Origin of the sequence: Haliscomenobacter sp. (assembly GCF_040403615.1) — a bacterium.
Taxonomy (GTDB): domain Bacteria; phylum Bacteroidota; class Bacteroidia; order Chitinophagales; family Saprospiraceae; genus Haliscomenobacter.
In genome coordinates, this window is the sequence record NZ_JBBAKG010000017.1 from 13623 (window position 1) to 34847 (window position 21225).

Genomic DNA, 21225 nt, shown 5'->3' on the forward strand with positions numbered 1-21225 from the left:
CTGTGGTTGAGCGATAAACCCTGCCCATTTGTCGATACAAAACCCTTGATCTGATTAAAGTCATCTACTTTTGTTGAAAAGCAAGAAGAGAAGACTATGCAGTATTGGCTATATATCCCAACATTCCTTCAACTCAACTGGGCAGAGCAATTGCTTTGGGTAGCTGCGGTAGTATTTACGATCTTGCTGAGCATTTTTTTGATCCTGCAGTTTTTGATCAGAGATCAAGAACAAGGATGGCAAGCCCCTAAAATTATCGATGCCCGGGTCATTCTAACTTTCTTTGCTTTTTGGGCCTGGACGAGCTTACTTGCCCACGTGTGGGAGCCTGGTTTAATTATTTCACTGATCGACGGCTTGCCTTTTGGTATTATTGCGGCAATGTTTCCTTTCTTGATTTTGCGCTTGCGCAAACCCGTCAAAAAAATTGTGCCCTCAAAAAAACTGGATTTCAACTACCAAGAGGCCTTGTCCAGTACCGGAGAGGTTTTGCAGTACATCCCACCCCACCAGGAAGGACTTGGGCGCGTACACATCAACTTGCGCAGAGCACCATATGCATTGGATGCCATTTCCATTGGCGTTGAAATCAAACCCGGTGATTCTGTTCGGGTAGTGGATATTGTAAACGACCACATTCTGGTCGTAGAGCCGCTTCAAAACATTGGCCCCCAAGCACCATTTTAATAATTCCGCTGACTTCTTTATATTTGGCCTTATTCTCCCAGATCAAAACCGTTCAACCATGACTTTGAATGACCTACTCGTGTATGTCGGCAATCACCCCGAGGCCGTTGTTTTGTATTTTGCCATTTTGCCCATTGCAGCCTTGCTTTTGGCCTGGATAGCAGGAGCAGAAGGGCGCAATGCTCCCTGGAACCTGATCTATTCTTCCATTATTTACCTCAGTGCGGTACCCGGTATTTTTGCACTTTCCTTGAACGTATACCTCTTTTTGTTTGAACGGGGAAGCATCATGAATACCGACATTTATACCCAGGTTTTGCCCATTGTGTCGATGATTCTGACCCTGAACATTGTACGCCGCAATGTAGATTTGAATTACATTCCTGGATTTGAAAAACTATCTGGTTTGTTGGTACTCATTGCCGCAACCATTGGCTTGATGTGGCTGGTAGATCGCACCCGGATTTTTGCGATCATCAGCATGCCTTTTTCCGCAGTAATTCTGATTTTTGTTGCCTTGATGCTGGCCTTGCGGTTTGGGTACCGTCAAACATTTGGAAGGAAAGCATAAGAAAAATGGGTATTGCTAATTGAAATTATAATCATCGTCATCGCCTCCATCCTGTTCTTTGCGGAGGCGCTCTGGACTTACCCGGAAAGTATACTCCCGATCAACGGTATATCCAAAAGTGGCGTGTGGCAGCAAACGCATCAGGAATTTGCTAACCAGTTTTAATTTACTAGCTTGCATGCCAACGGTGAAGTCACTTCCATCTGCCAACTTGAAATGCAGCGTGCCTTTGCGAAAAAAATGAACGCCAAAACTTGTACGCTCGGTGAGTACAGAATAAACCCACACAATATGTTGGGGTTGATACCGAAGATAATTGAGCAGCAAGTGGTTGTCGATGCGTAAATTAGCAGTGGTATCTACTACCAATTTACCGCCAACCATACTGAGACCCAAACCAATGATGGAGAAAACGATATTCATCTTAAACGTCAGCACACAAAGACCTGAGCCAAAAGCAAGCAATACGAGGCTCATGGCAAACTGCATGCGCAGTTCACGTAAAATGGCATTGCGCAAATTGCGCATTGCGGGGTGACGGTAAAGTGTTTCTCTGTTCAAAATGATGCAATTGAAAAAATAAACAACAAAATGTTGTTTGGCAAAATAAATTTGCCGTATATTTAACGCAAAAATACCACTCTTTTCGTTCTTTTGAACTGATTTGCAGTAGTTTTTAATATTTTTTTAACATTGGAGCAAATGGCAGAACAGCAAGTGAGTTACAACGAGGACAATATCCGCTCGTTGGATTGGAAAGAGCACATTCGCCTACGTCCAGGGATGTACATTGGCAAGCTAGGTGATGGGGCATCATCCGATGATGGCATCTATATTTTGATCAAGGAAGTGATAGACAACTGCATCGACGAATTCGTCATGGGGCATGGCAAAGAGATTCAATTGAAAATTGAAGACAACACTGCCGAAATCCGCGACTATGGCCGAGGAATTCCCTTGGGCAAAGTGATCGACTGCGTTTCGAAAATCAATACTGGCGGAAAATACGACTCCAAAGCATTCAAAAAGTCGGTGGGGTTGAATGGCGTAGGTACCAAAGCGGTCAACGCACTTTCGGATTATTTTATGGTCAAAGCTATACGAGATGGCCAAATGAAGGTGGCAGAGTTTGAAAAAGGTGAATTGCTGAAGGATCACCCCATCAAAAAATCGGATGAACCCAACGGCACGCTGGTAACATTTCGCCCCGACAACGTCATTTTTAAAAATTACCGTTTTCAAAAAGACCACCTGGAAAACCAGCTCTGGAACTATGCCTACCTCAATTCTGGCTTAAAGCTCAACTACAACGGCTCCATCATTTCGTCTAAAAATGGTTTGTTGGATTTGCTGGGGCGCAAAAGCAAAAATGAAGATTTGCGTTACCAAATCATCCACCTGAAAGCCGATGACCTGGAAGTAGCCATGAGCCACGGCAACCATTACGGAGAGCAGTATTATTCTTTTGTCAACGGCCAAAATACCACCCAAGGCGGCTCTCACCTCAGTGCGTTCAAAGAGGCTGTGGTGGAAACGGTCAAGAAATTTTACAATGCCAACTACGACCGTACCGACATCCTCGGCTCCATTGTAGCGGCAGTGAGCATTCGGGTAGAAGAACCCGTGTTTGAATCGCAAACCAAAACCAAACTCGGCTCGGTCAACATTGCACCCGAAGGACAAACCATTCGCACTTTTGTTGGCAACGTCATCAAGGAGCATCTGGATAATCACTTGCGCAAACACCCCGAAATTGCCGATGCCCTGAAAAAGCGTATTCTGCAATCCGAACGGGAACGCAAGGAAATAGCCGACATCAAGAAACTGGCCAACCAACGCGCCAAAAAAGCCAACCTGCACAACAAAAAACTGCGCGACTGCCGCCTGCACTTCAATGATTCGACCAAGAAAGTAGCAGAAGACATGCGCCGTGCCACCACCCTTTTCATCACAGAAGGGGATTCGGCAAGTGGATCCATCACCAAGGCACGCGACGTACAAACCCAGGCGGTGTTTAGTTTGCGGGGTAAACCGTTGAACTGTTACGGCCTGACCAAAAAGACCGTTTACGAAAACGAAGAATTCAACCTGTTGCAACATGCCCTCAACATCGAAGATGGCATGGACGACCTGCGCTACAATCGCGTGGTCATTGCTACGGATGCCGACGTGGACGGAATGCACATCCGCTTGCTGATGCTGACGTTCTTTTTGCAATTCTTCCCAGAGTTGGTGCGGGGCAATCACTTGTACATCTTGGATACCCCACTGTTTCGGGTACGCGATAAGCAGCAGCGTTTTTATTGCTACTCTGAAACAGAGAAAAGAGCAGCCATCAAAAAATTGCGCGGCAAACCAGAGATCACTCGATTCAAAGGCTTGGGTGAAATTTCACCCGACGAATTTTCAGCGTTCATCGGCCCGGATATTCGCTTGGAGCCGGTGATCATCAATGACAATACCGACATCGACGATGTGCTGTCTTACTACATGGGCAAAAACACCCCAGATCGCCAGGATTTCATCATTGGTAATTTGCGGGTAGAGCTAAACGATGTGGAAACCGAAGTAGAAGACCTCTCGGAGTTGGAAGAGGCTGAAGTAGAGGCCGTATAACAAAAACATGATCAAGCTCTGGAATTACCTGCCGGAATTGTCCTTGGTGATCACAGGATGGTTGCTGTTGGATTTATTCGGCAGTGGATTGTTTCGCCTGCTGGTGCGGCCTCGCGCCAAGCGCTATTGGACTGCCGCAACGGATGGTTTGCAAAATCAACCCTTGCAGCAAAATCCATTTCCTCAGAACTGGCTTGATTACCTGGCGCAAAGTGGCCCGATCATGGACGAGCCTTCTGGCAGGGTTCGACTGCGCATGAAGGGTGTGGTTAAAGCCCGAGAGCAGGGTAAATGGCACCCTGCCGAGTGCAAAGTTTTTTTTACGCTTGCTCCGCTAACGCTGGTCTGGTATGCCGACATTACCCGCGCTTTTCTGGTTTCGATCAAGGCCACAGAGCAGTTTGCTGCGGGACGTGGATTGAGTACCCGTTGGTTGTTGTCCACCTTTCCTTATCGTTGGAAACAGCCGGTGTTGCCCTACCCTATTGCCCAACGCAATGCATTTTTTGGTCTTGCTGGAGCAGTTTGGCAGCCCCATTGGTGGCATTATTGTACAATGGAATGGAGTGAACAGGAAGCTGATGCAGACGCATTCCGGTGTAGCTTTCAACAGCAAGTCTTTTTTTTGAAAGCAAAATTTTCCGACACCAATGCGCTCGCTGAATTAAGCCTTTGGAACGACAACTGGCAACAAGTTCAGGCTGCCCTGGTTTTTAGTGACTATCAGCCTGTATCCGAGCAATCCCTGCCCTTGAATGTACAAGTTTTGGAGAAAAATGCCCAAGGGCAACTGTTTGTGCGGGCAGATTTGCAAGTGACGGATGTAGTGCAGAAAGGAGCTTATGCGTGGTGGTAGTTGTTTTTGGTACAAGTTCGTTATTCGATCTTCAAAATCAGATAACACAGCAACGCCAAGCTCATTTAACCCAAGGCACTAATCCAGCTTAATTTTCGTTTTTAGTTCTCGATATGCGCTACTACCACCACTTCCTTTTAGGGTTTTCACTACTGCTACTGGCAAATTTTGCCTTCAGCCAAAGCTATACTACCCGTACCACGCTGAACCCTAAATTGCAAAAGCAATTTGAAAAAGTGCGCGTCCATGTCGATGCCAAGGCATTTGCAGAGGCCAAGACCGGATTGAATAAAATTTTACAAGAAGATCCCAATTTTATTGATGGCATCATTTTGTTGGCGAATATCCTCTACGACGAACAAGACTACCTCCAAGCCATAAAATCCTACCAGACTGCGCTGCAATTGGTCCCCGATTACCAAACTCGCTTGTACTATCAATTGGCACTGGCTCAAATGCGTGCTGATGATTTCGAAGGTGCAATTCCTACCTGGGATCAATTTTTGCAGCGCGAAAAAAAGAATACAGACGTCATCCAACGAGCAAAACGCAACCGTGCCGACGCCGTTTTTGCGGCAGAAGCCATCAAAAAACCGTTGCCTTTTCAGCCCGAAAAACTTCCAGCCAGCATCAACAGTCCCGATCAGGCCGAGTTTTTGCCTTCGGTGAGTGCCGATGGGCAAACCATGGTCTTTAGTCGACTGATACAAGGGCAGGAAGATTTTTTTGTGAGCACCAAAAAAGACGGCATTTGGCAAGCCGCAGCGCCAATGGTTGCACTCAATACGCCCTTTAATGAAGCGGGACACTGCCTTTCGGCCGATGGCAAAACCTTGTACTTTACGGGTTGTAACCAGGCCAAAAGCCTGGGTGGCTGCGATATTTACGTATCTTATTTTCAGGACAGTACCTGGACGCAGCCCCTCAATTTGGGTGCGCCGATCAATTCCGGTGCCTGGGAATCCTTGCCATCGGTTTCGGCCAGCGGTCGGGTGATGATTTTTGCTTCCGATCGCTCAGGAGGACAAGGTGGTCGCGATCTTTGGCTGAGTCGGCTTTTGCCCGATGGCAAATGGGCCGTTCCGCGCAATTTGGGGCAGCGCGTCAATTCTTCTGGTGACGAACAAGCTCCTTTTTTACACCCGGATGGAACGACTTTGTACTTTATGTCCAACGGCCACCCAGGCATGGGTGGATTCGATTTGTACCTCAGTCGCCTCGATAGTACAGGCAATTGGGGCACGCCCCAAAATTTGGGTTACCCCATCAACACCCGTGCCAATGAAGGCGCGTTGGCGGTCAGTTTGGATGGCAGTCTGGCCTGGTTTTCAACCGATGTAGAAGACACCCGCAACGCCGAAGGCATCAAATTGGGGCTGTCGGACATTTACCAGTTTGCCCTACCCGAAACAGACCGCCCCAAAATGGTGACCTTCACTCGCGGTAAGGTGTTTGACCTGAATACCAAAGCACCACTGGGTGCAGAAATAGAGGTCGTCGAATTGGCTTCTAAAAAAACATTCTACAAAGCCAAAGTTGCCGATGATGGCACTTTTCTGGTCTGTTTGCCACTCGGACAAAACTACGCGCTCAATGCCTCTTACCCCGGCTATACTTTTTATTCGGCCAATTTTGCGCTTGTGGAAGTGCGCAATGCCGATCAGGCCCATGAACTCAGTGCAGGACTGCAAGCTTTACCTCAATCAGATGCTCCATTTGTGCCAGCAGACAAAACCCCGATTGTGCTGCGCAACGTGTTTTTTGAAACAGCTTCCGCCACCTTGCGCTCCGAATCGGCGCCTGAACTGGATCGCTTGGCTGATCTGTTGCAACAAAACCCTGCCTTACGCATTCAAATCAATGGCCATACCGACAATGTGGGTAAAGATGCCGACAACCTGAAGCTATCCGAACTACGCGCCAAAGCCGTATATACTTACCTGCTTTCTAAAGGAATTGCTGCCCAGCGATTGTCCTACAAAGGTTTTGGAGAAAGCCAGCCGATTGCAGACAATGCGACCGAAGAAGGAAAAAAGGAAAACCGACGGACTGAGTTTGTGGTACAGTAAAATCGGACTTTTTTTGCCCCAGTAACTTTCTCCAACAATTTCGGATTTTTTTTAACGCCGTCCTCAAAATATCCTTCCCCAAAACGCAGTTCTCTTTAATAACCAACCTATTCTCTATGAGTACCATTGTCAACTGTGCAGTGGGAACACTGACTGTATACTCGCCCACTAGCAACAAACCCTGGGATCGCCGCCGGGTACAGCACCTGTACCGCCGCATGGGTTTTGGAGCAAAACCCGCCGAAATTGACGCTGCCTTGAAGCGCAAACCGAGCGAATTGGTCGATGCCCTAGTCAGCGAAGCCCTCAACATGCCCTTGCCTCCTCCACCCGTCTGGGCCAACCAAGGGTACAAAGACTACAAAAATTTCAATCAGGAAATTATCCCACAGTACATCGAATGGACAACCCGCTGGTTGCGCGACATGTACACCAATGGCTTCCGCGAAAAACTGGCGCTTTTTTGGCACAACCACTTTGTCACCAGAGCAGAGGCTTACATTTGCCCTGCTTATTTGTATGCCTACCACAAGATTTTGCAGCAATTTTGCCTGGGTGATTTCAAAGCATTTGTAAAAGCCACCGGTACCACTCCGGCCATGTTGATTTACCTCAACGGGGTTCAAAACAACCGCTTTTCACCCAACGAAAATTATGCGCGTGAGCTTTACGAACTTTTTACGCTGGGGCGTGACAATGGCTATACCCAACAAGACATCGTGGAAAGCGCCCGGGCGCTGACGGGTTGGAATGGTTTCACTGAGATCTGCGCTCCGATTGGATTCAATGCTACTTTTTTTGATACAGGCGCCAAAACTATTTTTGGCAAAACAGGGGCTTTCAATTACGATACCTTGCACGATTTACTGTTTCAGGAGCGTGCCGAGCAAATCTCAACTTTCATTTGCCGCAAAATTTACCGACATTTTGTGCATCCTGAAGCGGACGAAACCATAGTACAAGGCTTGGCAAAAACCTTCCGCGACAATAAATTCCAGTTGGCTCCGGTGTTCCGACAACTTTTCAAGAGTGAGCACTTTTTTGACGACGAAGTCATTGGTACCATTATCAAGAGTCCGATAGAGCTGATGGTTGGTTTTTTCCGCCAAGGCGGTTTTGCTTTTGAAAAGCAGGAAACCACCTTGGGCGTATTTTATCTCGGAGGGGAGTTGGGCCAGGAATTGTTTCAACCCGTAGATGTGGCTGGCTGGCCAGGCAACCGCAGTTGGCTCACCAGTGCTTCCCTGACTGGACGTTGGGCAGCCCTCGATTATGGTTTGTATGGCTTGTATACTGCCGAACCTGAAACCTACCGTGCTTTTGCCAAAGCGCTGAGTCCCAAGCACGATGACCCGGTACTGACCGCCAAGGCCATTGTTGATTTCTGGTTGCCCAAGGGTTTACTGCGGGAAGCGGATTACGCGCAAGCCGTGAAGACCTTCAAGTGGGAAGTTCCTGAAAACTATTACGCCAATGGCTCCTGGAACTTGGAATGGGAGTACGTACCTGCTCAGGTTGCACTGCTTTTTCAGCACATTGCACGATTGCCGGAATTTCAATTGAACTAACCAAGCTCAACAAAAGAAAACATGTCCAATCATAAACAAGGCACTTCGCTGCAAGACCCGCAAGCACACGCCCTTTCGCATGAAGCATGGAACCGCAGAACTTTCTTGCGCATGTTGGGGTTGAGCGGCGCAGGATCTATTTTGCTGGGGGGTACGCCCGTAACCGCTTTGGCCAGTTCACAATTGGCTGCATTGCTCAGCGCCATGGAAGGCGACCGCATCCTGGTGCTCATTCGCCTCAAAGGCGGCAACGACGGGGTGAATACGATCATTCCGGTTTTTGATTACGGTACTTATAAAAATCTGCGGCCTGGAATAGCCATCCCTACCAATCAAATCATCAACCTCAATGCTTCTTTTGGCATCCAAAATCGCATGGGCGCACTGGAGAAAATGTGGAAAGATGGCGATATGAAAGTGGTGCACAACGTGGGCTATCCAGAGCAAAACCTCTCGCATTTCCGTTCTTCCGATATCTGGGCAACGGCCAGTGATGCAAATGTGCTCAATACCAGTGGCTGGCTGGGTCGCTGGTTGGAAAACATCAATCCCGATTACCTGACCAAACCACCCAAAATGCCACCAGCCATTCAGATTGGTGGTGCAGGGAACCTCGCCTTTACCAATACCCAAAGCGACAACATGGCGGTAGTGGTAAACGATCCAGAAGATCTGGCCAAAATTGCCCAGAGTGGGCGCTTATACGATCCTACCGATGTACCCGATTGCTACTACGGTGAACAATTGGCTTACTTACGGACCCTTACCAATACGACTTTTACCTATGCACGGGGCATCGAGGTGGCTTATAAATCGGGCAAAAATACGGTGGAATACCCAGCAAATTTGGGCGCTCAACTGGCGCTGGTGGCTCGCTTGATCAAAGGCGGCCTGGGTACGCGCCTGTATATGGTTACTTTGGATGGATTTGACAACCACGCTGATCAAAACCGCAACCACCCCGCCTTGCTCGAAAACATTGCGCAGTCGGTGAGTCTCTTTTATCAAGACTTGCAAGCCGGGGGCTGGGCTGATCGGGTTTTGGCCATGACCATTTCCGAGTTTGGCCGGAGGCCGGAGCAAAACGCATCTCAAGGTACGGATCACGGTGCCGCTGCACCTTTGATGCTTTTCGGCCCCGGGCTCAATGGCAATGGTTTTGTGGGAAAAAATCCCAACCTCAAAGACCTGGACAAGGATGGCAACCTAAAATTTTCAACCGATTTCCGTCAGATTTATGCTACTGTATTGGAAAGCTGGTTGTGCATCGGCAGCAACGAGGTAGATGCCGTAATGGGCAAGCGATTTGAGCGCATCCCTTCTTTGGGCTTACAATGTGCGGTGAGTACCAGTACTGCTGCTGTACAAAACCGTCGCCTAACCATGAAACTCATTCCTGGACAGCGCGAGGTGCAGATTCAGTTCGATTTGCCAGAAAGTAAAATGGTGCAATTGCGGATTGTGGGCATCACGGGCCAAGTTTTGCAAGAACAAAACCTGGGTTTGCGTGCAAGGGGAGCTCAGCAAAGCAGTCTACAATTGAAAGACAGCATTTTGCCAGGGATCTACATTGTACAATTGCAAGCCGAAAACCTGTTGGGTTCTGAAAAGGTGTTTTTGCATTGATGAAAAAAATGACGCCATTCCTGCTATCTTTGGACGGCAAATTTATCTGATATGCAACTCTACGATCAAATCCAGGAAGCCCTGGCGTTTTTGCGTTCAAAGACCGACTTTGAACCTGATTTTGGCATCATTCTAGGCACTGGCCTTAGTGACTTGGCACAGGAAATTGAACGGGTAGCCGTTTTTCCCTACAAAGAAATTCCTCATTTTCCGGTATCAACCGTGGAGAGCCACAAGGGAGAGCTGGTATTTGGATACCTCGCGGGTCGCAAGGTAGTAGCCATGGCAGGTCGCTTTCATTACTACGAAGGCTATACCATGCAGCAAATTACTTTCCCGGTGCGGGTGATGAAGTTTTTGGGCATTCAGCGCCTGTTCATCAGCAACGCAGCGGGCAGTGTCAATCAGCACATTTATGCTGGTGATCTGGTGTTTTTGAAAGACCACATCAACCTGCAAGCCGATAATCCCTTGCGTGGCCACAACGACGAACGCCTGGGACCTCGCTTTCCCGATATGCTGCACGCATATGATCGGGCTCTGAATGCCCGAGCATTGGCCATTGCCCGGGAGCAAGGCGTAGCGGCACACGAAGGCGTGTATTTGGGCTTGCAAGGACCGAATTTGGAAACCCCTGCGGAATACACTTTTGCCCACAATATGGGGGCTGACGTAGTTGGGATGTCTACCGTGCCCGAAGTACTGGTGGCTCGACACATGAGTTTGCCTTTGCTGGTGGTGAGCATTGCTACCAACCGCTGTTATCCAGTTGAGGACATTCGGGAAACCAGTCTGGACGATGTTGTTTCCATGGCCAAAAGCGCAGAAAAACGCTTGTCGGGAATCATCAAAGCATTGTTGACTGAACTTTGATCCAATCCCCTTGATCCAGTTGTAATTGGTTGCGGTTCTTTACCAGAGTAACCGCAACCAATTAATCGCGCAAAATGCGGTATGCGCCGTAGCCCAAAAGGCCCACCACCACTACAATTCCAATCAAGGAAAACGCACTGCTGGCAAAAATTAGCAGGGTTGGCATCAGTTTGATTATCCCTCCACCAATCATTACTACGACTAAAAGACCCACCAAGAGTTGTTTGTTGTTCATTGTGCACAGGTTGATTTGGCAAAAATATAGGCGCAAATCTGCGTTTTTTTGAGCAAACTTGCTGCGTCAAAAATAGTGGAAATCAAAAAGTTTTTGTTGAAAATCTAATCTTTACAGTGCGAGTACGGTTTTCATGCTCAGGAACACCAGCAGCACCCCCAGCGTCATGCTAAGCAAAACATAGAGCAAGGCCATTCCCAATTGCCCGTTTTCAAGCAGGTTCAAGGTTTCCAGACTCAAGGTAGAAAAAGTGCTGAAACCGCCGCAGAATCCGGTTATGAGCAGGTATTGTGCCGTAGGCTGCAATATTCCTTTGGATCGGAGTCCCGCTAAAACACCTATGATGATGCAACTGAGTAAATTGGTCCAAAATGTAGCCCAGGGAAAACTGGGTACTGGCTGGATCAGCCAACGAGACATGGCCAAACGCGCCAGGCTGCCGATTCCTCCCCCCAAAAAAACCATCCACCAATTGATCATACTGCGTTATTCAAGTGAAGCTGCTTCTTGATTGCCAATACCCGTTTGTGCAGGGTGTAAGTCAGCGCACCTGCCGCCATTGCCATGATCAGGATGAGCAAATGCATGTTCATGGAGGCGTGAAAAGTAAACACGAATAGAATGAAAATGGAATTGACAAAAACCAATATCCCGGTTGCTTCCATGTGGCTATTGCCTGCATCGATCAGCAAATGGTGAATGTGTCTTCGATCGGGTTTGAAAGGAGAGGTTCCCCGCATCATCCGGGTGGTAAATACGCGCAAGGTGTCAAAGATCGGGATGATCATGATACCGATGGCTACTGCCGGACTGTTTGTAAAGCGATAAGCGTGATCGAGGGGCAAATTGTAGTTGAAATCGATGAATTTCACAATAAGAATTGCACAAATCAGACCGATCAGCAAAGAACCTGTGTCTCCCATAAAGATTTGAGCAGGGGTAAAATTGTAGCGCAAAAAGGCCAGAATACTTCCCACCACAGCACAGGAAATAATCGCATATTCAACTTGCGCTGTCAGGTAAAACCAGCAACCCAATACCCCGGAAATCAATGCCCCAATACAACCGGCCAACCCATTGATGCCATCGATCAGATTAAAGGCATTCACCAACACCAAAATGAGAAAAATGGATACCAGCAGGTAGACCAAGGGGTGGAGGGAATTGTGCACACCCAGAAATCCGTGAAAACTATGAAGCTGGACGTGAGATTTGACCACGATAATGGTGGCGGCTAACACTTGAGCTACTAGCTTTTTGGACGGAGAAATTGGCTCAATGTCATCTTTTGCGCCAATTAAAAAAATGATGACGAAAGCACCTAGGAGATACTGAATTTGATTGAACACGCTAGGTGGCGTCCACATGATCACCGCAAAAATAACACCTGCGAAAATCGCAATTCCGCCCAGTGAAGGGGTACTTTCTTTGTGAGAGCTTCTTTCAACTGGCGCATCCATCAGGTTTTTAATCAACGCAATTCTGATGATGGATGGAATAGCAAAATAGGTCAATGTAAATGCCGTTGCAAAGCATTGAAAAATAAGTTCCATGGGATCAGAATTTATTTTGCAAAATTGGGTACTTCGTTGTTTGTGAATATCCACTCTTGCAAAAGAAGTAGGAATAGGAAAACTCTTATATTAAAAGCTGGAGTCGTCAACTCGATCCAGCCAATCGGCAATTTCTTTGGCCACCGTTTCAACACACCCTTTTTGGAAAGGCGAGTTAATTCCGGCCAATTCTACCAATTCCAGGAATGATTTGCTGCCTCCCGCTTTGCACAAGCGAACGTAGCTTTCCCAGGCGCTAGCATGGTCTTGTTGGGCCCATTTCCAATATTGAAAGGCACAAATTTGCGCCAGTACGTAATCAATGTAGTAAAATGGAGTCGAAAAAATATGTCCCTGCTTGTGCCAGAAACCACCATCCTTCAAAAAAGCATTGTCGCCATAATTGCGATGCGGCAAATACTTTTTCTCCAACGCAGACCAGGTTTGATTGCGTTCAGTTGGAGTCATCTCCGGATGGGCATAGATCAGGTGCTGAAACTCATCTACTGCTGTGCCATAGGGCAAAAAGTAGATGGCGTTGGACAAATGCATGAACTTGTACTTATCGGCTTGATCGCCGAAAAACAAACGCATCCATGGCCAGGCAAAAAATTCCATGCTCATGGAATGTATTTCACAAGCTTCATAGGTAGGCCATTTGTATTCACTCAAGCCGATGTCCCTACTGCTGAATACCTGAAAGGCGTGCCCACATTCATGGGTTAGCACATCTACGTCACCGCTGGTGCCATTGAAATTGGAGAAGATGTAAGGTGCGCGGTACTGCTCAATGTAAGTACAATAACCGCCAGTTGCTTTGCCATCTTTGTTTTCCAGATCCATCAGGTGAGCTTCCTGCATCAGCGTGAAAAACTCATTTGTTTCCGGCGACATTTCGCCGTACATCTTTTCAGCTTGTGACACAATCCACTTGGGTTCGCCCTGTGGTTTGGGATTGCCCGATGCAAAACGAAATTCTTCATCGAAATAGTACAATTGGTCCAATTTTAGCCTTTTGCGTTGACGCTCGTACAAACGGCTAGCCAATGGAACAATGAATTGAGCAATTTCTTCCCGAAAAGGGATCAAATCCTCAGCACGATAATCAGAGCGCGTCAGGCGATCGTAAGAAAGATCTGTAAAACTTGGATAATGAAGCTTTTTAGCGATATCGTCCCTGGTTTTGACCAGGTGACCAAAAATGCTTTCAATGGCTTCCGCATTGTTGGCAAAAAAAGACCATTTGGCTTCACTGGCGCTTTGGCGCGTGGCCCGATCTGCCGACAACTCATGAGGCAAAAGTGCAGACAAATTGAATTTTTCACCTTGAAAATCAATCTGTGCTCCTGCTTTTATGCGGATGTATTCTGTGGCCAGGCGATTTTCTTCCTGAAGATCCGAAAGTACTTCTGGTGAAAAAGTGCGGCGATTGAGGTCGGCGAGTCTAAAAAATTGTGGACCCCACAATTTTTCAAAATCACTCCGGTAGGGAGTGGTCAATAATTTGTTGAGTAACTCGGTATTGAAAGCCTGAAAATTAGGCAGTTCCTGGTTGAAGAAGTTGTTTTCTTCCTCATAGAAAGCATCTCTGGTATCAATGGTATGCCGAATGTGGCAAATATTGTACATGCTATTAAAAACCGCACGGATCTCATTGATCTCTTCAAAGGTGGTAAGCTGTTGTTCAAAAGAATCAGCTTGAGTAAATTCATTGAATAAGCGTTCAAATTCAGCGGATAACTGCGCCATATTTGGGCGCTCGTATTCAAAATCTTCGAATTTTAGCACCTCGGTATCGATAGTCTCCCTTATCATACGTCTTCTGGGTTGTTGTGGCGCGATTCAATTTTTTTAAAAAATTTCGGGCAAGATAAGGAAATGCGGTGGCATATGAATTTAAAAACCTAGCATTTCTTTTTAATTTTGCCAGATGGACTTAAAACAACTGATTGATACTGACCGCTTGCCCCAACACATTGCCATCATTATGGATGGGAATGGGCGTTGGGCCAAGCAGCATGGGCAGCCGAGGGTGTTTGGCCACCACAATGGGGTGAAATCTGTACGAGAAACAACGGAAGCAGCAGCAGAAATCGGTATAAAATACCTTACGCTTTATGCTTTTTCTACCGAAAACTGGGGTCGTCCCAAGTACGAAGTGGATGCGCTGATGACGCTCTTGGTTGATACACTGCACAAAGAAATTGCTACGCTCAATAAAAACAACATTAGGCTCCAAGCGATTGGGGATCTCAGCAAATTACCTAGCAGTACTTACCGGGCATTGTTGGATGGCATTGCCAATACCAGTACGAATACCCGCATGACTTTGGTTTTAGCACTCAATTACAGCGCCAAATGGGAGATCCTGGAGGCAACTCGCCAAATGGCAGCCTTGGTCAAAGACGGCAAGCTGGAATTGGATCAAATTGACGAAGCCACCTTTGCAAATGCGCTATCTACCCGAGGTATCCCCGATCCAGAGCTGTTGATCCGGACCAGTGGAGAAAACCGCCTGAGTAATTTCCTTTTATGGCAATTGGCTTACGCAGAATTTCACTTTACGCCTACCATGTGGCCAGATTTCCGCAAGGATCATTTATTTCAAGCCATCATCGATTTTCAAAACCGCGAACGCCGGTTTGGGAAGATCAGTGAGCAGGTTTTGTAATGGACTGGAAGCTAAAATGACTAGACATAAAATTAAGGTGTTGTATTCCAACACAAGCATCAAAAAACCAGAGATTATTGTACTTTTGCACCGCCCTTATCAAAGAGAACTTTTGTTTCACCATCATAAAACTCGTAAGCAGCCATGCCTTTTGATATCGACATGCTGAAGGCTCACTATGAGTCACTTCCCGCCAGAGTAAATGCGGCCAAGCAAGCGCTGGGTCGTCCATTGACACTCACCGAAAAAATACTCTACGCCCACTTGCACGCCGACTCTCCGCTGCAAAGTTATGGCCGTGGCAAGGATTACGTATTCTTTGCTCCCGACCGCGTAGCCATGCAAGATGCAACGGCGCAAATGGCCTTGTTGCAATTTATGATGTGTGGTCGAGACAAAACTGCCGTACCCAGTACCGTCCATTGCGATCACTTGATCCTAGCCAAAGACGGTGCCAATACCGACCTTAAAACCGCAGTAGACATCAACTCCGAAGTCTACGATTTCTTGTCCAGTGTTTCCAACAAATACGGCATCGGATTCTGGAAACCAGGTGCAGGGATCATTCACCAAACCGTGCTTGAAAACTACGCTTTCCCAGGCGGTTTGATGATTGGTACCGACTCTCACACCCCCAACGCAGGTGGTTTGGGCATGTTGGCCATCGGAGTAGGTGGCGCCGATGCAGTAGACGTAATGGTAGGCATGGCCTGGGAATTGAAAATGCCCAAGCTGATTGGTGTAAAACTTACAGGCAAACTGAATGGTTGGGCTTCTCCTAAAGATGTGATCCTCAAAGTTGCCGGTATCCTGACCGTGAAAGGGGGAACCGGAGCGATTGTGGAATACTTTGGCGAAGGCGCTCAAGCGATGTCTTGTACAGGCAAAGGTACCATCTGTAACATGGGTGCAGAAATTGGTGCAACAACTTCTACTTTTGGTTACGACGAATCTATGGGCCGCTACTTCCGCGCTACCGAGCGCCACGATGTAGCCGATTTGTGCGATTCGGTTAAAGAATACTTGACTGGCGACGATGAGTGCTACGCCCATCCTGAAAAATACTTCGATCAAGTGATCGAAATTGACTTGAATACCCTGGAACCACACGTCAATGGCCCTTACACGCCAGACTTGGCCTGGCCCATCTCTGAGTTTGCCCAGGCAGTAAGAGACAATGGTTATCCACAAAAATTGGAAGTTGGTCTGATCGGTTCTTGTACCAACTCCTCTTATGAGGACCTGGATCGCGCTGCATCGATTGCTCGCCAGGCCAAAGAGAAAAAACTGGTTGCCAAAGCTGAGTTTACCATTACTCCAGGTTCTGAGCAGATCCGTTATACCGTAAACCGCGATGGCCAACTGGCTACTTTCGAAGAAATTGGTGGCGTGGTAATGGCCAACGCTTGTGGCCCTTGTATCGGTCAGTGGTCACGCCACACCGATGATCCTAACCGCGCCAACTCGATCATCACTTCGTTCAACCGCAACTTCTCCAAACGCAACGACGGCAACCCACAAACGCGTTCTTTTGTGGCTTCTCCTGAAATTGTAACTGCGTTTGCCATTGCGGGCGACTTGACCTTCAACCCCCTGACCGACACCCTGATCAACGAAGATGGCGTAGCGGTTAAGCTTGATCCACCAAGTGGTGCAGAATTGCCAGCAAAAGGTTTTGCTGTAGAAGATGCAGGCTATCTGGCTCCAGCAGCGGATTCTAGCCAGGTGGTGATTAGCGTAGCTCCTACTTCCAGCCGTTTGCAATTGCTCACACCTTTCACCCCGATCACCAACGATCAGGTACAAGGCATGCGCATTTTGATCAAAGCAAAAGGAAAGTGCACAACGGATCACATCTCTATGGCAGGGCCATGGTTGGAATTCCGTGGTCACTTGCAGAATATTGCCAAAAACACCTTCATCAGTGCCATCAACTATTTCAATGGTGAGGTTAATCAGGTGTTGAACCTAGTGACCAATACCTACTTGGCGGTTCCGGATTCTGGTTTGGCTTACCGCGATGCAGGCATCAGCACAGTGGTATTTGGCGAAGAAAACTACGGTGAAGGTTCTTCTCGCGAGCATGCAGCAATGCAGCCTCGTTTTCTGGGTGTAAAAGCGGTAGTGGTAAAATCTTTCGCGCGCATTCATGAAACCAACCTGAAAAAGCAAGGTGCCCTGGCGCTGACTTTCGCTAATCCAGAAGATTACGAAAAAATCCGCCAGGATGACTTCATTGATATTCAAGGATTCGAGTCTATCGCTCCTGGTCAGCCTGTAACGATGGCATTGAACCACAGCGATGGCACTTCCGAGACCATCGAATTGCTGCATACCTACAACGAACAACAAATCGAATGGCTGCGCTCAGGCTCAGCTTTGAATAAGATCCGTCAGGAAATGGGCGTTGCCTAATCCCTCTTTCGGAATAAAATAAAGCAGAAAGCCTCTCAAGAAATTGAGGGGCTTTTGTTTTTTTGAGAAAAAGGCAGAAAAAACGAAGAAAGAAGTGGAATTCCTCGTAAAAATGAATTATTTTTGAGAAAATTTCTCAAAATGATAGTAGAATTTACTGTAGGAAATTATCGCTCATTCAAAGATAAAGTTACCCTGAGCCTGGAGGCTGGGACGGTAAGTGAATATCCAGAAAATACCTTCAAAGTAAAAAAGCTGAAACTGCTCAAAAGTGCCGTGGTCTACGGAGCCAATGCCAGTGGAAAATCCAATTTACTGCAGGCAATCAGTACCATGCGCGAGGTGTTGCTCAACAATTTCAAAAAGCAAAGCACCAATACCTTACCCGCTGAACCTTTTTTACTGGAAGACAGTTGTGCCCAATTGCCTTGTTTTTTCCAACTGAATTTCATCATTGAGGAGGTGCTGTACCGCTACGGTTTTGAAATAACTGCCGAAAAAGTGAATTCTGAGTGGCTGTACCGCAAAAAAGCCAACATCGAAAAGCCCCTCTTTTTACGCGAAGAGGACGTCATTGAGCTTTTTACAGGGTTTGAAGAAGGCAAGGATTTGGAGGAAAGAACCCTGGACAATGGCTTTTTCCTGGCGGTTTGCGATGCATTCAATGGTGCCATTTCCAAAAAAATCATGCATTGGTTCAACAACCTGAGCATCATCTCAGGCGTACACCACGATGGATACCGCACTCAAACCCTGGAAATGCTCGAAAATCAAGCTACCCATGATGACCTGAAAGCCTTGATTTCCCTGCTTGATTTGGGTTTTGAAGACCTGGAACTAAGCAAAGATACTCCCGAAGAACCCCGAATGATGCAAAGCATTTCCATGGTGGCTGAAAAATCGGTTCAATACATGACCCGTTCTCGGAGAAAGATCAAAACCATTCACAAGGTTTTTGATCAAAAAGGCTTACAAATGCGGGAACAAAAATTCGACCTGGATCAAATGGAATCTTCTGGTACCCAAAAAATATTCGACATCATTGGCCCTATCTTTTGGGTACTCAAAAAAGGTGGTATCGCCATCATCGATGAGTTGGACGCCAAGTTGCACCCCCTATTGACCAGGGCTTTTATCCGCATTTTTAATTCGGAAGAAAATAACCCGCACAATGCCCAGTTGGTGTTTGCTTCGCACGACATCAACTTGCTTTCGTATGGCCATTTTCGCAGGGATCAAATTTACTTTGTAGAAAAAGACCATTTTGGCGCTTCCAATTTGTATTCCCTGATCGAATTCAAAGAAGTGGGCCAAGGCAAAATCCGCAAAGACCGGTCTTTTGAAAAAGACTACATCCAAGGGCGTTATGGTTCCATTCCATTTCTGGGAGATTTTTCAAAATTGATTCAACAATGGCAAGGAGAGGAAAAATTGACCGCGAATTAGGTTTTGGAAAAAATGAAGTCCGTCCCAAGGCTTTTAGATCTGAGCGGAAATTTTTCCTGATTGTTTGCGAAGGCGAAAAAACTGAACCCAATTACTTCAAAGGCTTGAGTCAATTTATACCTCGAGGTACCGTTGAACTGGTCTTAGACATCCATGGAACGGGGCGAAACACCCTGAGTTTATTGGAAAAAATAAAAGCCATCCGCAAAAACAAGGAAGCAGAATACGATCGAACTTACGATGAAACCTGGGCGGTGTTTGACAAGGATGATTTCCCGGATGAGTATTTTAACCGGGCAATTTTGATTGGTAGGAATGAACGTGCCCCCATTTTTTGCGCCTGGTCTAATGAAGCCTTTGAACTCTGGTTTCTATTGCACTTCAACAATTACCCCGAGCCTATGGGGCGAAAACAATATGCTAAATTGCTGGAAAGGGAAATAAGCCAACTCCTAAGCGGGCCGTTCAAATACGAAAAGAACAATGCGGCAATGTATACTCTTTTAAAAACGATCGGAGATGAACCCAAAGCCATAGAGCGGGCCAAAACCTTGCATCAACAATATGAAGATGAAAACTTTGCGACCCACAATCCTTGTACTTTGGTGTATCAACTGGTAGAAAAACTGCTGGAATTAAGTTCATTTTAACCCAAATAAGCTTCCTGTCGATAAAATCTTGCTTTCCAGAGAAAAAAATGGACAGCTTAACGATTTGGTAACAATTTGACCGAACAAATAAAATTCTTGTTCGCAATCACCGACTTAATTTTTGAGAAATGAAAAAAGCAGGCATACTTCTCATTGGCTTCTTCTTGTTCAATCTTGGCAACGCAGAAGCTTCAGATGTAAAAACAGGAAACAAAGTAACGCTTTCCACCGATTCACCCAACAACATTTATATCGCTGCGGGCGAAGTAAATGTGAATGCCAATGTCGCTGGAGACTTGGTGGCTGCTGGTGGTGAAATCCGCATCAATGGCATTACCCAGCAAGATGTATTGCTAACGGGTGGCAAAATCAGCTTCGACGGTCAAAGCGAAGGGGATGTACGCTTAATGGGCGGCGAAGTTCGCATTACGCAAAACATCAAAGGCGATTTAACCATCACCGGTGGCAAAATCAGCATCGACAAAGGGGTTACGATTGGCGGTGATTTGATCATCGTGGGGGGTGAAGTCAACCTATTTGGGGATGTAAAAGGCAGAGTGTTCATCGCCGGAGGCAAATTCTTCCTCAATGGCAATGTAGAAGGCGGCATTGAAGCCAAATCAAGTTTCCTCGAAATAAACGGTCGCATCAATGGCGAATGTGAATTGGCTGCACAAAAACTCATTTTGAGTAGCCATGCCTTTTTTGGCGGCAATGTAAAATACTGGACCAAACAGCACAGCCCCAGCTTTGATGGCAAATTGGCTTCTGGTGCAAAAGCAACGTATGATTCCTCTCTCAAGCCCGATTGGCTGGATTGGGAATACAAAGCGGGAGATCTTTCCCAGAAGGTAAAGCGCGGGGTTGGTTTCTTTCAGGTATTCAGTGGCCTGTTGATGACCTTGTTGTTGATCGCCTTTGGAGATAAATTGTTTACACGCTATGCTGGTCAGGCCAGCAAAAATGCTGGGCCAGCCTTTGGCTTGGGTATGTTGCTGTTGTTTGGTGTCCCGATCCTTTCAGGTATCGCTTTCATCACAATCATCGGTATTCCTGTGGGCGTCGTTGGTATGGGTGCCTATGGCATCATGCTGAGCATGTCTACTGCATTACCCTCTGTTATTGCTGCTTATGAGTGGCGGAAGCTGAAAGATCAAAATTGGACAAAAGGCGGTGTAACCCTCGTTGCCGTGGGCATCTTCCTGGGCTTACGTTTGGCCTCCAAAATTCCTGTTTTTGGCTCGCTATTGTCCTTCATTGCTGCCGCCGTTGCCTTCGGATACATCTACATGATCATCCGCAAGAAGATTGATGTTGAAGCTACTGCTGCTGCGAAGTCAGACGACGAAGATCATAAGGATGGAGAGGATTTTGTGTAATTGAATCCAG

General features: G+C 46.9%; 18 protein-coding genes. 13 read left to right on the top strand and 5 right to left on the bottom strand.

Going from position 1 to position 21225, the window contains the following annotated elements:
* Positions 1–96: 96 nt before the first annotated feature.
* Complete coding sequence (locus tag ABW391_RS07725) at positions 97–687, top strand: NfeD family protein (protein WP_353481271.1); 591 nt, start codon at positions 97–99, stop codon at positions 685–687.
* A gap of 58 nt (positions 688–745) precedes the next feature.
* Positions 746–1258, top strand: coding sequence for a hypothetical protein (locus ABW391_RS07730; RefSeq protein WP_353481272.1), 513 nt, complete (start codon positions 746–748; stop codon positions 1256–1258).
* A 15-nt stretch (positions 1259–1273) separates the two neighbouring features.
* On the opposite strand, the gene ABW391_RS07735 is transcribed toward ABW391_RS07730, so the two are convergent.
* Positions 1274–1819, bottom strand: coding sequence for a hypothetical protein (locus ABW391_RS07735; protein ID WP_353481273.1), 546 nt, complete (start codon positions 1817–1819; stop codon positions 1274–1276).
* A 141-nt stretch (positions 1820–1960) separates the two neighbouring features.
* Between ABW391_RS07735 and ABW391_RS07740 the strand changes: the two genes are divergently transcribed.
* The 6 genes from ABW391_RS07740 (at position 1961) to ABW391_RS07765 (ending at position 10866) form a co-directional block, all read left to right on the top strand.
* Positions 1961–3874, top strand: a complete 1914-nt coding sequence (locus tag ABW391_RS07740; RefSeq protein WP_353481274.1) for a DNA topoisomerase IV subunit B — start codon at positions 1961–1963, stop codon at positions 3872–3874.
* Positions 3875–3881: 7 nt separating this feature from the next.
* Positions 3882–4730: a DUF6920 family protein gene (locus ABW391_RS07745; protein ID WP_353481275.1), complete on the top strand. Its 849-nt coding sequence runs from the start codon at positions 3882–3884 to the stop codon at positions 4728–4730.
* A gap of 113 nt (positions 4731–4843) precedes the next feature.
* Positions 4844–6799, top strand: coding sequence for an OmpA family protein (locus ABW391_RS07750; protein ID WP_353481276.1), 1956 nt, complete (start codon positions 4844–4846; stop codon positions 6797–6799).
* A gap of 116 nt (positions 6800–6915) precedes the next feature.
* Positions 6916–8367, top strand: coding sequence for a DUF1800 domain-containing protein (locus tag ABW391_RS07755; protein ID WP_353481277.1), 1452 nt, complete (start codon positions 6916–6918; stop codon positions 8365–8367).
* Between the two features lie 21 nt (positions 8368–8388).
* Positions 8389–9993: a DUF1501 domain-containing protein gene (locus ABW391_RS07760; protein WP_353481278.1), complete on the top strand. Its 1605-nt coding sequence runs from the start codon at positions 8389–8391 to the stop codon at positions 9991–9993.
* A gap of 51 nt (positions 9994–10044) precedes the next feature.
* On the top strand, positions 10045–10866 hold the full coding sequence (locus ABW391_RS07765; RefSeq protein WP_353481279.1) for a purine-nucleoside phosphorylase: 822 nt from the start codon (positions 10045–10047) through the stop codon (positions 10864–10866).
* Positions 10867–10927: 61 nt separating this feature from the next.
* Here ABW391_RS07765 and ABW391_RS07770 read toward each other — a convergent pair whose 3' ends face one another.
* From ABW391_RS07770 to ABW391_RS07785, 4 genes are all read right to left on the bottom strand, one after another.
* Complete coding sequence (locus tag ABW391_RS07770) at positions 10928–11101, bottom strand: hypothetical protein (RefSeq protein ID WP_353481280.1); 174 nt, start codon at positions 11099–11101, stop codon at positions 10928–10930.
* A gap of 111 nt (positions 11102–11212) precedes the next feature.
* Complete coding sequence (gene crcB, locus ABW391_RS07775) at positions 11213–11581, bottom strand: fluoride efflux transporter CrcB (RefSeq protein ID WP_353481281.1); 369 nt, start codon at positions 11579–11581, stop codon at positions 11213–11215.
* Entirely contained in the window at positions 11578–12654 is a 1077-nt protein-coding gene (locus ABW391_RS07780; protein ID WP_353481282.1) for a glycosyltransferase family 4 protein, read from the bottom strand. The genes crcB and ABW391_RS07780 overlap by 4 nt, the downstream gene beginning before the upstream one ends.
* A gap of 90 nt (positions 12655–12744) precedes the next feature.
* A complete protein-coding gene (locus ABW391_RS07785) occupies positions 12745–14469 on the bottom strand; it encodes a M3 family oligoendopeptidase (RefSeq protein WP_353481283.1) in 1725 nt (574 codons plus the stop codon).
* Positions 14470–14584: 115 nt separating this feature from the next.
* Here ABW391_RS07785 and uppS point away from each other — a divergent pair, with 115 nt between their 5' ends.
* The 5 genes from uppS to ABW391_RS07810 all read left to right on the top strand — a co-directional run bounded on the left by uppS (position 14585) and on the right by ABW391_RS07810 (position 21215).
* Positions 14585–15325 (top strand): undecaprenyl pyrophosphate synthase, encoded by a 741-nt coding sequence (uppS, locus tag ABW391_RS07790; RefSeq protein WP_353481284.1) that lies wholly within the window; start codon positions 14585–14587, stop codon positions 15323–15325.
* Between the two features lie 144 nt (positions 15326–15469).
* On the top strand, positions 15470–17740 hold the full coding sequence (locus tag ABW391_RS07795; RefSeq protein ID WP_353481285.1) for an aconitate hydratase: 2271 nt from the start codon (positions 15470–15472) through the stop codon (positions 17738–17740).
* Between the two features lie 141 nt (positions 17741–17881).
* Entirely contained in the window at positions 17882–19186 is a 1305-nt protein-coding gene (locus ABW391_RS07800) for an AAA family ATPase (RefSeq protein WP_353481286.1), read from the top strand.
* Positions 19153–19836 carry an RloB family protein gene (locus ABW391_RS07805; RefSeq protein ID WP_353481287.1) on the top strand — a complete coding sequence of 228 codons (684 nt, stop codon included), beginning with the start codon at positions 19153–19155 and terminating at the stop codon, positions 19834–19836. Before ABW391_RS07800 ends, ABW391_RS07805 begins: the two co-directional genes overlap by 34 nt.
* A gap of 128 nt (positions 19837–19964) precedes the next feature.
* Complete coding sequence (locus ABW391_RS07810; protein WP_353481288.1) at positions 19965–21215, top strand: DUF8173 domain-containing protein; 1251 nt, start codon at positions 19965–19967, stop codon at positions 21213–21215.
* The last annotated feature ends 10 nt before the right edge of the window (positions 21216–21225 follow it).